Source organism: Pseudoduganella aquatica (assembly GCF_009857595.1).
Taxonomy (GTDB): Bacteria; Pseudomonadota; Gammaproteobacteria; order Burkholderiales; family Burkholderiaceae_D; genus Rugamonas; species Rugamonas aquatica_A.
In genome coordinates, this window is the sequence record NZ_WWCU01000001.1 from 242,624 (window position 1) to 256,719 (window position 14,096).

The following is a 14,096-nucleotide window of genomic DNA, read 5'->3' on the forward strand; positions in this document are numbered from 1 at the left end:
GTAGAGTCGGATTGGCGATTACTAGAGTATCGTTCCGGCCGGGATGATTGCAAACCACTTTTCGCAAACAATGGCCCCAAAAATAGCTAGGCCTTGGCGGCGGACAGGGCGCGGTACATCTCGATGGCGCTCAAGGTGGTTTGCTTGCCGTCCTCCGCTGCCGTGACCAGTTCCGTCATGCGGTGGTTCACCGGGGCGTCCATGCCCACGGATGCGGCCAGCGCCGTGATGGCGCCGTTCAGGTAGTGCACCTCGGTCTTGCGGCCCGCCTGCAAGTCCTCCCACATGGAGGAGCGCGCCTCCGGATCTATTTTCAGCATGGACGCGGCCACGCGCGTGAACAGCGCGTCCGGCAGGCGCAGGATCAGCGAGAAGGCGCGCGGCCCCACGCTGACCACCTTGGCCGGCTGGATGCCCGCCCTGGCCAGCACGGCGCGGCCCTCGTCCACCATCAGCGCCAGCGAGCGCCGGTAGCCGCGCTGGCGCAGCTGCTGCACCAGCGGCACGCCGGACAGGGCGTTGACGGAATTGTTCAGGTTAATCAGCAGCTTGCCCCACTGGACGGCGTCGAAGTCCGCGCATTCGCCCAGCGGCAAATGAGCCGCCCGGAACGCCGCCCGCCAGGGCGCCAGCGCGGGCGACGCTTCCACCATCAGCTCGCCGGCCGTGCCCCGGTGCAGGCGGCCGTCCGGCATCTGCACCACGTTGAAGGGCACCATGCCGGCCAGCACGGTCCAGCCGGGCAGCAGGCGGCGCAGCGTGGCGGCGTTGCCGACGCCGTTTTGCAGGCTGAGCACCAGCGCCGACGGATGGGCGTGGGCGCGGATGGCCTCGGCGGCGGCGGCCGTATCGGCGCTCTTGACCGTCACCAGTATCAGCGCCGGTTGGGATAGCGCGGCCAGCATGGCCGGGTCGTCCGCATAGGGCACGCGGGCGCCGTCCAGCAGCAGTTCGCGGCCCTGCAGGTCGGTCAGGTGCAAGCCGTGTTCGGCGATGCGCTGGCGCATGCGCGCCCGGCCCAGCAAGGTCACGCCGGCGCCCGAGCCCAGCAGCGCGCCGCCCACGTAGGCGCCGATCGAACCGGCGCCGAAGACGGCGATGGCGCCGGGATGGAGGGGAGCTCGAGTATCCATGGATTGCAAAAAACTACTGTTGTGGGCCAGGCTTCAATATGGACGCAATTGGCGGAGCCGACAGTAATAATAGCGACAATCCAGCCACCTTTCTCTATCATTCGGCTATGACAAGGCAAAATGGAACAGGCAATGGACGCACCGAAATTTAACATTGAACAGCTCGACGCCTTCGGCGCGGGAAAACTGCCCGGCTACATGGGCATCCACTTCACCGCCGTCGCCCCGGGCGAGGCCAGCGCCGAACTGACGGTGGCGCAGCACCACCTGGCGCCGAACGGCTATCTGCACGCCGGCACGGTGGTCACGCTGGCCGACACCGCCTGCGGCTACGGCTGCATCGCCAGCCTGCCGGAAGGCGCCCTGAATTTCACCACGCTGGAACTGAAATCGAACCACCTCGGCACAGCGCGCGAGGGCGTCATCACCGTGACCGCCAAGGCCGCCCACATGGGCCGCACCACGCAGGTGTGGGACGCCACCGTGGTGCACAAAGACACGGGCAAGACCATCGCCCTGTTCCGCTGCACGCAAATGATCTTGTACCCGAAGTAATCGCTCCAAGGACAAGCACATGATGAAACTCGCCACGGCCGCCACCCTCGGCCTGCTGCTCGCCTCCTCCCTGGCCTGCGCGCAGACGCCGTACACCGAAGACTCCACCTACCAGGGCATGGGAGGCAAGGAGGGCATCAAGAAGATTACCGATACCTTCGTCGCGCTGATCACCTCCGACCCCCGCATCAAGGAAAGCTTCAACGACTTCGACATCCCGCAGCTGAACCAGCGCCTGCAGGAGCAGTTCTGCGAATTCGCCGGCGGCCCGTGCAAGTACAGCGGCAAATACCGCGACAAGACCATGGACGGCGTGGGCACCGTGCGCGACATGAAGTCGGTGCACATCGACCTGAAGATCACCAACGCCCAGTTCAACGCGCTGGCGGAAGACCTGCAGATCGCCATGGAGCAGCACGGCGTGCCGAGCAGCGTGTCGAACAAGCTGATCGCCAAGCTGGCGCCCATGCAGCGCGACATCGTCACCGCCTCGCCCGGCGTGCAAAGCAAGCCGGACATGGGCAAATTCCTGGCCACCGGCGGCGTGAGCCAGCTGGAAGGCGCGGGCGGCGGCGGCCTCACGCCGTGGGCGCTGATCACCGGCTACGGCTCGCGCGACAGCTGGGCCGCGAACGCCCACTACACGCACGTGAAAACGCAGGATTATTCGCTGGGCACTTACGGCGTGGCGGTCGGCGTGGGCGACCGGCTGGAATTGTCGCTGGCGCGCCAGGACTTCAAGGGCAGCCTGGCGCCGCTGAACGCGCTGCAGATCAAGCAGGACATCGTCGGCCTCAAGGTGCGCCTGCTGGGCGACGCGGTCTACGAGCAGGACGTGTGGGTGCCGCAGGTGGCCGTGGGCATCATGTACAAGAAGAACAAGGGCATAGGCGGCCTGGGCGCGCTGGGCGTCACCAGCGTCACGCAGCTGGGCGCCAAGGACGACAGCGGCTATGACTACTACGTGTCCGCCACCAAGGTGCTGTTCGAGCAGAGTTTGCTGGTCAACGGCACGCTGCGCGCCACCAAGGCCAACCAGATGGGCATACTGGGCTTTGGCGGCGACCAGGGCGACCACGCCAAGCTGATGCCGGAAGTGTCGGTGGCGTATTTAATCAACCGCAAGCTGGCGCTGGGCGCCGAATACCGGCACAAGCCGCACAACCTCGGCGTGGACCCGGAAAAAGCCTATTACGACGCCTTTGTGGCCTGGTTCCCGACGCGCAATGTGTCGGTCACGGCGGCCTACGCCCATCTGGGCGAGATCACCGTGTTCAACAAGAAGAAGCAGAAGGGCTGGTATTTGTCCGTACAGACAGGCTTCTGACGGTCAGACCTTGGGGGCAGACCCCAGGGTCCGACCCCAGCCTTTAGCGTACCGATTTGCGGCGCATTGCCGCCAGGCCGAACAGGCCGAGGCCGAGCAGCGCCAGGCTGCCAGGCTCAGGAACGGAATTCCTCAGCACCAGCACTTCCAGGTTCTTCACCGTGAACTGGCCCGCGTTGTAGGCGAAAGTCCAGTCGGGATTGCCCGATCCGCCCACCTGGGTGCCCAGGCCGATGTCGCTGTAGTTGCTCGAGCCGCCCCAGTTGTTGTAGTCCAGGATGGACTGGCCGGCGCCGTAGTTGTGGATCTGCATGGAGCCGTAGTTGTTGGCAAAGTCCGAGCGGTCGCCGAAATCGTAGTTGTTGTTGGTCGCGCCGGGCACGTTGGCGCTGTTGGCGGTGCCGTAGTTGTATTGCCAGAATTCGATATTGCCCGTGCCGATGCCGGTGCCGGTGGCAATGCCGGCCACGTTGGAGAACACGTTCATATTGCTCACGTTCTGCTGGAAGAAGGCGCCGGACGCCGCATTCGGCACGCCGATCTTGCTGGCGTCATTGGTGAACGCGTCCATGGAAACGTAGGCATACATCAGCGGGCCGCCGGCGCGCTGCAGTTCCAGGTAGTAAGCGATGCGGCTGAACGAGCCGTTGGCGATGCTGGCGTGGTTGTCCACCGTGTAAGGGATGCTGTTGAAGTTGAAGCTGGCGACATTGGGCACGGCCAGCGAGTAGGCCAGCGTGTATTTGCTCGCTTCGGCTACTTGCGAGATGGCGCTGGCTTGGGCCAGCAGGGGCATGGCCAGGGCCAGCAGCAGGGACAGTCGCTTCATCGGTAAGATTCCTTGGTGTAAGATATATTAATTCAAAGCAAGTTACATGCCACGAATAAACATTCTTGAGAATCAAGGACTTACGATTTGACGTGGAAACTCCGCGCGGAAACTGTAAAGTTTTCCGACGCGGATGGAGGCGGGGTTTTAGCCTTGCAGCGCTTTTTCAAGCAGCTTGTGCAGGGCCGGGAACTCCGGCTCGCCCACATAGCGCTTGATGATGCGGCCCTGCTTGTCGATCACGAAGGTGGTGGGCGTCATGGCCACGTTGCCGTAGGCCTTGGCCGCGTCGCCCTTCACGTCCAATGCCACCTTGAACGGCAGCTGGCGCGTTTCGGCGAAGTTCAGCACGTAGTTGGGCGGATCTTCCTTCATCGCCACCGCCACGAACTCCAGGCCCTGCGCCTTGTACTTGTTGTACGTGTCCACCATCTGCGGCATTTCCTTCACGCAGGTGGCGCAGGACGTGGCCCAGAAGTTCACCATCACCACCTTGCCCTGCAGGCTGGCGGGCGTGATCTGCTCGCCCTTGATGCCCAGGAAGGTGACGTCCGGCGCGCTGCTGTGCTGGCTGAGCGAGAAATACGCGGTCACGCCCAGGCCCGCGATGACGGCGGCGGCCAGGGCGGGTTTGATCCAGGCGGTGGAGGAGGACATGATCAGTTCGCTGCAGGTTTAGGCTGGTACTGTTTCCATTCGTCTTCGCTAATATACTCGAAAACCTTGACCACCTTGTACACGCCGCTCACGCCGCGCGCCACGTCGGCGGCGATGGTGCCTTCGCGCTGCGTGACGCGGCCCATCAGGTAGACGTTGCCGCGCTCGGTCACCACCTTGAAGGAGTTGGCCGAGATGTCTTTCATGTCCACCAGGCTGGCTTTCACCTTGGTGGTGATCAGCGCGTCGTTCGAGCGCGAGGTGTAGCTGGCCGGGCCGGCGATTTCCAGTTCATTGGTCACCGACAGCACGCCTTCGACGGCGCGCACTTCGCGCTCCAGGTTGTCCTTCATGGCCTGGTCGCGCACTTCGCCGGTCAGCAGCACGCGGCGGTTGAAGCTGGCCACGTTCACATGGCCGGCGTCGCCCACCAGGTTGGGCAGCTTGGTTTCGACCTTGAAGGCGATGGCCTTGTCTTCGGTTTGCGCGCCGAAGGTGCGGCGGTCGGACGCGGCCAGCGTGCCGCCCACGGCGCCGCCCACCACCAGCGGAACGCAGGCGGACAGCGAGGACAGCAGAACAGCGCCAAATACTACGCGGCGTACCACGGTGCCGGCTTTACTCATTCACATCTCCTCCGAATAGTGCGACGTCGATGCCGTCGCACAAAGCATGTATGGTCACCAGATGCACTTCCTGGATGCGGGCGGTGCGCTCGGCCGGCACGCAGATATGCACGTCGGCGTCGGTCAGCATTTTGCCGATGGCGCCGCCGCCCTTGCCGGTCAGCGCGATCACGCGCATCTCGCGCTCCAGCGCCGCCTCGATGGCCGCCATCACATTGGCCGAGTTGCCCGAGGTGGAAATGGCCAGCAGGATATCGCCCGCCTGGCCGAAGGCCTGCACCTGCTTCGAGAAGATCTCGCGGTAGCTGTAGTCGTTCGCCACGGCGGTCAGGATGGAGGTGTCGGTCGCCAGCGAAATGGCCGGCAGCGGGAAGCGTTCGCGCTCGAAGCGTCCCACCAGCTCGGCGGCGAAGTGCTGCGCGTCGGCAGCCGAGCCGCCGTTGCCGCACGCCAGGATCTTGTTACCGTTGGACAAAGCCGAAAACATCAGTTCGATCGCCTGGCCTATCGGCTGCGCCAGTACGGTGGCGGACTGGATCTTGATTTCGGCACTTTCGTGGAAATGGGAGAGGATGCGTTGAGTATTCATGGTGTGGGATTATAGTGCAGTCGCCCGCCGGGCCGGACAAGCGCTGTTAAATATGCTTACATTTCAGGCATGGGCTTCCAGAACGTTCTTAAGCCAGCTCAATTTGCCTGCATCGATCGCCACCAGGTCGAAACGGCATGGCGGAAGGGGTTTCAGGCGCAGCAGGTAGAACTGGGCGGCGTGGATCAGGCGGCGCTGCTTGGCCGGTGTGACGCTGGCCAGCGCCCCGCCGAAGCCGCCGCCGCCGCGCTGGCGCACTTCGACAAACACCAGCGCCGCCCCGTCCCGCATGATCAGGTCGATTTCGCCGCCCTTGCAGCGGAAATTGCGCTCGACCAGCCGCAGGCCATGCCGCTGCAAATGCGCCAGCGCCTCGTCCTCGCCCGCGTTGCCCTGCATCTGCCGCGTGGTGAGGGGCATGGCGGCGCCTAGGGCTGGGCGGCGGCGGCCGGCAGGGGCACGCCGTTTTTGTAGACAGCAGGCAACATGCGGCGCTCGAACGCCGCCGGGCCGTTGCCGAAATGTACTTTCAACTGCCCGGTCACGCCGTCCAGCTGGAAATCGGCCTGCTGCTTGCGCTGGGCGTTGCGGGCGATTTCATGCGCCACGCGGAAGGCGTCGATGCCGAGCGCGTACAGGCGCTCCATGTCCGCGTCCTTGCCCAGCGGCTGCGGGTAGACCATCACGGCGGGATGGTCGCGCTGGATCTGCCAGGGCAGGTCCAGCAGGCGCACGCCGTCCAGCTCGGGGCCGGGCAGCTGCCTGGCCTTGCCGGGATTGAGCGAGGAGGTGCCGTAGACGGGAATGTCGCCCAGCGGCGGCGCTTGCAGGGCCACGCGCAGCTGGCGCGCCTGGTCAGTGTCCAGCGCGGCAAACACGAGGGCCGAGGGTTCGGCCTGCAGCCGCGCGCGCAATTGCACCAGCTCGGCGTCGTTCAGGTAGCCGTTCAGCACGGTCAAGTCGGCCGTCTTGGCGGCGCGGCCCAGGCGCTGCCATTGGGCTGCGAAGGCGCTGGCGCTGCGGCGCTGGTACTGGGCGGGGTTGGACAGCACGTAGGCGATGGCGCCCGGCTGTTCGCGCGCGGCCCAGCTGGCGGCCTGGCGCGCCTCGTCCTCGATGGACAGGCCGATCACCATCATCTGCGCCGGCAGCGTGGTCTCGCCGCGTCCGTCCGGGTGGTTGAGGGCGATGGTGGGCTTCAGCACCAGCGGGCTGGCGGCCACGGCGGTGACAGCGGAACGGGCCAGCGGGCCCACCACCATGTCCTGCTGCTCCAGCGTGGCGGCGTAGACGGCCAGCACGTCCTGCGTGGCGTCGCCGGTTTCAATCACGCTGACGGCGATGCCGGCGCGGTCGCGCTCCCAGGCCGCCATAAAGCCGTCGCGCACCGCCTCGGCGGCCACCCGCAGCGGCTCCGAGCGCAGCGGCAGCATCAGGCCGATGCGGTAGCCGGGCGCGCCATCGGCGGCGGCGGCGGCTTGTGCGCCATTGTCCGGCAGGGCGGCGGGCGTGCCGTTCTCCGTGCCCGGCATGGGCACGGCAAAGGTTTCCACGGCCGGCGGCGGCGGTTCGGGCGGGCGTTCCGGCGCCGGCCGCGCCGCGGGCGGCGCAGCTTGCTGCGGCGGGCTTGTAATTGACGTCACAGGCGCGCACAATTTGCCGGGCGCGTCGCAAGGCGTGCTGCAAGCGCTGGTCAGACTGGCTGCCAGGCACAACAGCAGCAATTTCACTCTTATAGGCAGCATTCAACCTCCATGACAGTACAAGCAACCAGCATCGCCACCCTGCCCGTCCTGGGCGAGACAGCCAACCAGACCTATCCTATCGCAACATTGTATGTAGTGGCGACCCCGATCGGTAATGTCACTGATATAAGTCTGCGCGCATTGCACGTTTTGAGCCTGGTGGACGCCGTGGCTTGCGAAGACACCCGCAACACCGCCCAGCTGATGACCCGTTTCGGCCTGCACAAGCCCCTGATCGCCGCCCACCAGCACAACGAGCGCGAGGCGGCCGAGACGCTGATCGCGCGGCTGCAGGCGGGCGAGCGCATCGCCCTGGTATCGGACGCGGGCACGCCCGCCGTGTCCGACCCCGGCGCGCGCATCGTGGACGCGGTGCGCGCGGCCGGCCTGCGCGTGGTGCCGCTGCCGGGCGCCTCGGCGGCCGTGGCCGCCATTTCCGCCAGCGGCCTGCTGAACGACCAGTTCCACTTCATCGGCTTCCTGCCGTCCAAGGCCAAGCAGCGCGACACCATGCTGCAGCAGCTGCGCAACGTCACCGCCACCATGGTGTTCTACGAAGCGCCGCACCGCATCGTTGAATGCGCCGCAGCGCTGGCGGCGGCGTTCGAGCCCACGCGCCAGGTGGTGTTCGCGCGCGAGCTGACCAAGCTGTTCGAGGAAATCCACCGCTGCCCGCTGTCCGAGGCCGTGGCCTGGCTGAACGCGGACGCGCACCGCGAAAAAGGCGAATACGTGGTGCTGGTGGAAGGCGTGGCCGAAGCCGAGGACGCGCAGGACGCCGAAGCCGAACGCATCCTCGCCCTGCTGGTGGCCGAGCTGCCGTTGAAGCAGGCCGCCGCGCTCACCGCGCAAATCACCGGCCGCAAGAAAAACGCGCTGTACGAGCGCGCCCTGCTGATGAAGGCCGACGCTGGCGCATAGACGCTGGATTGATGTTGATTTGGCAATTGATTTGCGGCCGCTTTCGCAGCATACTGGGCTGTTTGATGCTTAATGTTGTCCATTAGGCCATGCAAGTAACCCATCGCTGTTCTTACAAGGGGCTCTTATGATCTCGTCGGAAGAATTGAGCAAGTTGACTGCCAAGGCTGCAAAAAAAGAGGCTTTTCAAATGGGGAAGGCCAACACGTCGTGGGAGGATTTTGAGACGTGGATGAAGGACAAGTGGGGGCAGCCGCATGCGGCCAAGCTGCAGGCGCTGTACTACGATGCGATCGCAAATACCCAGATACTGGCAGACTATAACGCGGTGTGTCAGCGGTTTCTGAACCTTAATCTGGGAAATTTTCAGAGTTGCAAATTGGGATTGAGCGAGCAGCGTAAAGTGCGTCTTTGTAGTTTGGTCGATGCACTGGACATTGCGCTGCCCGGCAAAGTCGACTTCCAGCCGACCATACTCATCAAGCTGCAGCCCAACTCCGAAGAGGCTGGCGGCAAGAACCGAAAAGAGTTGTTCAAGTCGCAGATCAAAGCCAGCGTTGCCCTGCTCAAGGCGGCTACCGCTTTGCTGAACTATCTATGCGATCTGTCGGATTTGGCGCGGCAAAATATGCGATCCGAGGAGGGAATGGATTTCCGCTTTCTGTTGACCACTGAGTTTTACAAGACGGCCAGCGGCCTGCCGGGAGGCATTTGCCACGTCCAGGTCCATAAGGCTTTGTCCGCCAAGTCCACGCAATTCTTCGTGCGCATGGGATGAAGGCGCCGGCAGGCAGGCGCTACCACTTGCAACCGTGGTCCTTTTTGTCCATGGCCAGCAGTAGCGGCGCCAGCAGGCCGCCCGGGATGCCGTCCTTGCAGTCGGCGCGCGCCGCCCGCGACATCTTGCGCGCCAGCGGCGTCTCACTGGCCAGCGGCTTCTCCGGGATCTGCCCCACCGCCGTGCCCGCCCTGGCCGGATCGCGCTCGTTCGCCACCTTGCGCGCCGAGCGCCGCGCCGCATCCATATCGAATTTTGGCGCCGCCTCGGCCTGCGCCGGCTCCGCGAACGGATCAGCCCGCGCCGCCGGTGCTTCCGACGCGGGCGCAGGCGCCACCCAGGTCATGCCCGGCGCTTCGGCCGCCGGCGCGGCCTCAGGGCTGGTTGCTGGCGCTGGTTTGCGCGCGGTGCGTTCCTTGCGGGTGTCCCTTTTTGGCGGCGGCGGTTCGGCTTGCACCGTCAGCGCTGCGCGCGGCGGCGGCAGTGGCTGCAGCATGGGCGGCGCGACAGGCGCCGGGCGCAGCCAGACCGTGATGGTTTCCCGCGGCGGCAGCACGGGCGCCGGCGGCGTCCAGCCGAAACGGGACTGATACAGCAGCATCACGTGCAGCACGATGGAAATCGACACGCCGACGGCAATGCCGCCCGGCGAGCCATACCGCTCCGCTGCGTAGGAAGTGTGCAGGCGCATGATGTTTTGCTTAATTCGTATGCAGCCAGTGTCCCATATTGAAGAAAAACCTGCATTTCTAAAGTTTTTTCGTCCCTGCCCTTGACCGAAGAAAACCCAGCTTGTATTATCTTGCTTCTTCGGAGTGTAGCGCAGCCCGGTAGCGCACCTGGTTTGGGACCAGGGGGTCCAAGGTTCGAATCCTTGTACTCCGACCAAAATTTAAAAACCCGCTTGATGGCAACATCAAGCGGGTTTTTTCTATTGGCAAACCAATTTAAAAACCTGGGGTCGGACCCATCGGGTCCGACCCCAAGGCTGTCAGCCTGCGCGCTTCGCCGCGATGGCGTTGCCGGCGCGGCTGGAGCCTTTGCGGCCCAGTACCTGCGAGATGTACTGCCCCGCGTCCACCACGATGTCCAGATCGATGCCGGTATGGATGCCCAGCCCGTTCATCATGTACAGCACGTCCTCCGTCGCCACGTTGCCGGTGGCGCCCTTGGCGTAGGGGCAGCCGCCCAGGCCCGATACCGACGAGTGGAAGATCGAGATGCCCAGCTCCAGGCTGGCGTAGATGTTGGCCAGCGCCTGGCCGTAAGTGTCGTGGAAGTGGCCGGACAAGCCGTCCAGCCGGAACGCGCTGATCGCCGTTTGCATCACCGCCTGCGTCTTGCGCGGCGTGGCTACGCCGATGGTGTCGGCGATGTCGATCTCGTCGCAGCCCAGGTCGCGCATGCGGCCCACCACGTCGGCCACGGCGTCCAGCGGCACTTCGCCCTGGTAGGGGCAGCCGAAGGAGCAACTGATGGAGCCGCGCAGGCGCAGGCCGTTGTCCTTGGCCGCCTTGGCCACGTCCACAAAGCGCGCGATGGATTCGGCGATGGAGCAGTTGATGTTCTTTTGCGAGAACGCCTCCGAGGCCGAGCCGAAGATCACCACCTCGTCCGCCTTGGCTGCCAGCGCAGCTTCAAAGCCCTGCATATTCGGCGTGAGCGCGGAGTAGATGGTGCCCGGCCTGCGCGCAATGGCGGCCATCACCTCTTTGCTGGTGGCCATCTGTGGCACCCACTTGGGCGACACGAAGGACGCCGCTTCGATATTGGCGAAGCCGGCGCTGGCCAGGCGGTTCACCAGCTCCGTCTTCACCTCGGCGGAGATGGTTTCCTTCTCGTTCTGCAGGCCGTCGCGCGGACCGACTTCAACGATTTTGACTTGTTTGGGCAGTGCGTTCATTTCGGTATCCTTGGGTCAGTATCCATGTTCTCGATTGATGACATCGGCCACCGGCTCGCCGCGCTCCATCTGGCGGATTTTGCCGGCGATCTGCTGCACGCTTTCGCGCCGCAGCGTGAGGGCCGAGATATGCGGCGTGATGGTGATGCGCGGCTCCTGCCAGAACGGATGCTGCACCGGCAGCGGCTCGTTGCGGAACACGTCCAGCGTGGCGGCAGCGATGTGGCCGGACTTGACCAGCGTGAGCAAGTCCGGTTCGGCCACGTGCGCGCCGCGCGCCACATTGATCAGGTAGGCGCCTTGCGGCAGCTTGCTCATATTGGTGCGGTTCAGGATGTTGGCGGTGTCCGGCGTGAGCGGCAGCAGGCACACGGCCACGCGCGCGCCGCGCAGGAAGGTGTCCAGCCCCTCCTCGCCGTGGAAGCACTGCACGCCTTCCATGGTCTTGGCGCTGCGGCTCCAGGCGCGCAGCGGGAAGCCGAATTCCTTCAGCGCCTCCAGCACGCGCTTGCCCAGCACGCCCATGCCCAGCACACCGACCGCGAAATCCTCGCGGTTGTACTGCGGCAGCGGCGACCACTGCCCGGCGCGCGCCTGCGCCTCGTATTCGTCGAAACGGCGGTAGTAGCGCAGTACCGCGTGCGTGACGTATTCGGCCATCTGCACGCCCATGCCCGCGTCGCCGAGGCGCACGATGGGCACGTTGCGCGGCAGCGCCGCGTCGAACTTCAGTATGCCGTCCGCGCCGGCGCCGGTCAGGAACACGGCCTTCACTTCAGCCAGGTCGCGCAGCATGGCCTCCGGCGGCGCCCAGGTAATGGCGTAGTCGCAGGGCGGCGCGGTTTGCTCCCCCTGCCACACCACCACTTCCGCCCCCGGCAAATGCCGCGCGAAGTCCTTGATCCAGGGTTCCGTCTGGCCGTCCGCCCTGTGCAGCAGGATACGCATGCCGGTCCTCCTCAGGCGGCCTTGAAGGCCAGCAGCGGCGCGCCGTCCGTCACCTGGTCGCCCACCGCGTACAGCACTTCCTCCACCACGCCGTCGTGCGGCGCGGAGATGGTGTGCTCCATCTTCATCGCTTCCATGATGACCAGCGCGTCGCCCTTCTTCACGGCCTGGCCTTTTTCGGCCAGCACCGCCACCACCTTGCCCGGCATGGGCGCGGTCAGGCGGCCGCCTTCGGCTTCGGTTTCGCCGGCGTGCGCCATCGGATCGTTGTAGGCCAGCGCGTAGTGCGCGCCGCCGGTGAAGACGTGGAAGGTATCGCCGTCGCGGCGCACGCTGCCGTGCCAGGCGGTGTCGCCCAGCTTGATGCTGAAGTCCGCGCCCTGCTGCGACATCAGGCTAAGGCGTTCGGGCTGCGCGTCCGGACAGGACGGCAGGTTGAACAGCCAGTCCGCGTCGCGATAGGTGACCTGCACGTTATAAGCCTTGGCCGGCAGGGCAGCCGCGTAGTCGTCCGTGAAGGACAGGCTGCGCGTGTAGGCGGTGTTCATGCGCCAGCCCAGCGCCGATCCCCACGGGTCGCCTGCGTTGGCGCCGGATTGCGCGGCCGATGCCTGCTTCTCCGCTTCGATCAGCGCCACGGCGGCCAGCGCCAGCGCGCCTTGCGCCGCGGGCTGCGCGGCCGGGAACAGCGTGTCGTGATGGCGCTCGATCAGGCCGGTGTCCAGGTCCGCCGTGGCGAAGGCTTCGCCTTCCACCAGGCGTTTCAGGAAGGCGATGTTGGCCGCAAGGCCCACGATCTGGTACTGCGCCAGCGCCTGCGACATGCGGGCCAGCGCCTGCTTGCGGTCCGCGCCCCAGACGATCAGTTTGGCGATCATGGGGTCGTAGAACGGCGAGATGGCGTCGCCTTCACGCACGCCGGAGTCGATGCGCACGCCGGACGGATGGCCCGGAATGCCGCCCAGTTCGAAATTGACCGCGTCCGGCGTCGCCAGGTGGCGCAAGGTGCCGATCGACGGCAGGAAGCCCTTCTCCGGATTCTCCGCGTAGATGCGCGCTTCGATGGCGTGGCCGTGGATGCGCAGCTCGTCCTGTTTCTTCGGCAGCGGCTCGCCGGCGGCTACGCGCAGCTGCCATTCCACCAGGTCGGTGCCGGTGATCATTTCGGTGACCGGATGCTCCACCTGCAGGCGGGTGTTCATCTCCATGAAGTAGAACGAGCCGTCCTGGTTGGCGATGAACTCCACCGTGCCGGCGCCCACGTAGCCCACCGCTTTGGCAGCGGCCACTGCCGCCTCGCCCATGGCGGCACGGCGTTCGGCGCTCATGTTGGGCGCAGGCGCTTCTTCCAGCACTTTCTGGTGGCGGCGCTGCACCGAGCAGTCGCGCTCGAACAGGTAGATGCAGTTGCCCAGCGTGTCCGCGAACACCTGGATTTCGATATGGCGCGGACGCTGCAGGTATTTCTCCGCCAGCACTTTGTCGTCGCCAAAGGAGCTGATGGCTTCGCGCTTGCACGAGGCCAGCGCGTCCTTGAATGCAGCCGAATTTTCAACCACGCGCATGCCTTTGCCGCCGCCGCCGGCGGAAGCTTTCAGCAGCACGGGGTAGCCGATGCGGTCGGCCTCCCGGTTCAGGAAATCGGCGTCCTGATTGTCGCCGTGGTAGCCGGGCACCAGGGGTACGGCGGCCTTTTCCATCAGCGACTTGGCGGCGGACTTGGAGCCCATCGCGCGCATCGCAGAAGCCGGCGGGCCAATGAACACCAGGCCCGCTTCGGCGCACGCGTCCGCGAACTCGGCGTTCTCGGACAGGAAGCCGTAGCCGGGGTGGATGGCTTGCGCGCCGGTGGCTTTCGCCACGGCGATGATCTTGTCGCCGCGCAGATAGCTTTCCTTGGCGGCGGCAGGGCCGATCAGCACCGCTTCGTCGCACACGGCGACGTGCTTGGCGTTGGCGTCCGCTTCCGAATATACGGCAACGGTCTTGATGCCCAGGCGGCGCGCGGTAGCGGCGACGCGGCAGGCAATTTCACCACGGTTGGCAATCAGGATTTTCTTGAACATGTGGTCTCTCTCTATCAGC

The 14,096-nt window shown here is 65.3% G+C and carries 15 protein-coding genes and 1 tRNA gene; 5 read left to right on the plus strand and 11 right to left on the minus strand.

Annotated features, from left to right (window positions below; all coding sequences use genetic code 11):
* Positions 1-86: 86 nt before the first annotated feature.
* The gene (locus tag GTP77_RS01175; RefSeq protein ID WP_161070331.1) at positions 87-1,133 is read right to left on the minus strand and encodes a 2-dehydropantoate 2-reductase; all 1,047 of its coding nucleotides are present in this window, start codon (positions 1,131-1,133) and stop codon (positions 87-89) included.
* A 120-nt stretch (positions 1,134-1,253) separates the two neighbouring features.
* Here GTP77_RS01175 and GTP77_RS01180 point away from each other — a divergent pair, with 120 nt between their 5' ends.
* Both GTP77_RS01180 and GTP77_RS01185 read left to right on the plus strand, forming a co-directional pair.
* Positions 1,254-1,688: a PaaI family thioesterase gene (locus GTP77_RS01180; RefSeq protein ID WP_223149283.1), complete on the plus strand. Its 435-nt coding sequence runs from the start codon at positions 1,254-1,256 to the stop codon at positions 1,686-1,688.
* A gap of 118 nt (positions 1,689-1,806) precedes the next feature.
* On the plus strand, positions 1,807-3,015 hold the full coding sequence (locus tag GTP77_RS01185) for a DUF3034 family protein (RefSeq protein WP_161070477.1): 1,209 nt from the start codon (positions 1,807-1,809) through the stop codon (positions 3,013-3,015).
* A gap of 43 nt (positions 3,016-3,058) precedes the next feature.
* On the opposite strand, the gene GTP77_RS30290 is transcribed toward GTP77_RS01185, so the two are convergent.
* The 6 genes from GTP77_RS30290 to GTP77_RS01215 all read right to left on the minus strand — a co-directional run bounded on the left by GTP77_RS30290 (position 3,059) and on the right by GTP77_RS01215 (position 7,359).
* Positions 3,059-3,844 carry a PEP-CTERM sorting domain-containing protein gene (locus GTP77_RS30290; RefSeq protein WP_229202024.1) on the minus strand — a complete coding sequence of 262 codons (786 nt, stop codon included), beginning with the start codon at positions 3,842-3,844 and terminating at the stop codon, positions 3,059-3,061.
* 147 nt (positions 3,845-3,991) lie between these two features.
* Positions 3,992-4,501, minus strand: a complete 510-nt coding sequence (locus GTP77_RS01195; protein WP_161070333.1) for a TlpA disulfide reductase family protein — start codon at positions 4,499-4,501, stop codon at positions 3,992-3,994.
* A gap of 2 nt (positions 4,502-4,503) precedes the next feature.
* The gene (locus GTP77_RS01200) at positions 4,504-5,127 is read right to left on the minus strand and encodes a BON domain-containing protein (protein ID WP_161070334.1); all 624 of its coding nucleotides are present in this window, start codon (positions 5,125-5,127) and stop codon (positions 4,504-4,506) included.
* Positions 5,120-5,716 carry a phosphoheptose isomerase gene (locus GTP77_RS01205; protein WP_093553779.1) on the minus strand — a complete coding sequence of 199 codons (597 nt, stop codon included), beginning with the start codon at positions 5,714-5,716 and terminating at the stop codon, positions 5,120-5,122. Before GTP77_RS01205 ends, GTP77_RS01200 begins: the two co-directional genes overlap by 8 nt.
* A gap of 63 nt (positions 5,717-5,779) precedes the next feature.
* Positions 5,780-6,136 carry a YraN family protein gene (locus tag GTP77_RS01210; protein WP_161070335.1) on the minus strand — a complete coding sequence of 119 codons (357 nt, stop codon included), beginning with the start codon at positions 6,134-6,136 and terminating at the stop codon, positions 5,780-5,782.
* 8 nt (positions 6,137-6,144) lie between these two features.
* Positions 6,145-7,359, minus strand: a complete 1,215-nt coding sequence (locus GTP77_RS01215) for a penicillin-binding protein activator (protein ID WP_371869304.1) — start codon at positions 7,357-7,359, stop codon at positions 6,145-6,147.
* Between the two features lie 111 nt (positions 7,360-7,470).
* On the opposite strand from GTP77_RS01215, the gene rsmI reads away from it, so the two are divergent.
* The gene (gene rsmI, locus GTP77_RS01220; RefSeq protein WP_161070337.1) at positions 7,471-8,382 is read left to right on the plus strand and encodes a 16S rRNA (cytidine(1402)-2'-O)-methyltransferase; all 912 of its coding nucleotides are present in this window, start codon (positions 7,471-7,473) and stop codon (positions 8,380-8,382) included.
* A gap of 127 nt (positions 8,383-8,509) precedes the next feature.
* A complete protein-coding gene (locus tag GTP77_RS01225) occupies positions 8,510-9,160 on the plus strand; it encodes a hypothetical protein (protein WP_161070338.1) in 651 nt (216 codons plus the stop codon).
* A gap of 19 nt (positions 9,161-9,179) precedes the next feature.
* On the opposite strand, the gene GTP77_RS01230 is transcribed toward GTP77_RS01225, so the two are convergent.
* On the minus strand, positions 9,180-9,851 hold the full coding sequence (locus GTP77_RS01230; RefSeq protein ID WP_161070339.1) for a hypothetical protein: 672 nt from the start codon (positions 9,849-9,851) through the stop codon (positions 9,180-9,182).
* Positions 9,852-9,971: 120 nt separating this feature from the next.
* Here GTP77_RS01230 and GTP77_RS01235 point away from each other — a divergent pair.
* Positions 9,972-10,048, plus strand: a tRNA-Pro gene (locus GTP77_RS01235).
* 103 nt (positions 10,049-10,151) lie between these two features.
* On the opposite strand, the gene GTP77_RS01240 is transcribed toward GTP77_RS01235, so the two are convergent.
* Genes GTP77_RS01240 through GTP77_RS01250 form a run of 3 tightly spaced genes read right to left on the minus strand, consistent with a single transcriptional unit; the run spans position 10,152 to position 14,077 of the window.
* A complete protein-coding gene (locus GTP77_RS01240) occupies positions 10,152-11,063 on the minus strand; it encodes a hydroxymethylglutaryl-CoA lyase (RefSeq protein ID WP_161070340.1) in 912 nt (303 codons plus the stop codon).
* A 15-nt stretch (positions 11,064-11,078) separates the two neighbouring features.
* A complete protein-coding gene (locus GTP77_RS01245; protein WP_161070341.1) occupies positions 11,079-12,011 on the minus strand; it encodes a 2-hydroxyacid dehydrogenase in 933 nt (310 codons plus the stop codon).
* An 11-nt stretch (positions 12,012-12,022) separates the two neighbouring features.
* Positions 12,023-14,077, minus strand: a complete 2,055-nt coding sequence (locus GTP77_RS01250) for an acetyl/propionyl/methylcrotonyl-CoA carboxylase subunit alpha (protein ID WP_161070342.1) — start codon at positions 14,075-14,077, stop codon at positions 12,023-12,025.
* Positions 14,078-14,096: the final 19 nt, after the last annotated feature.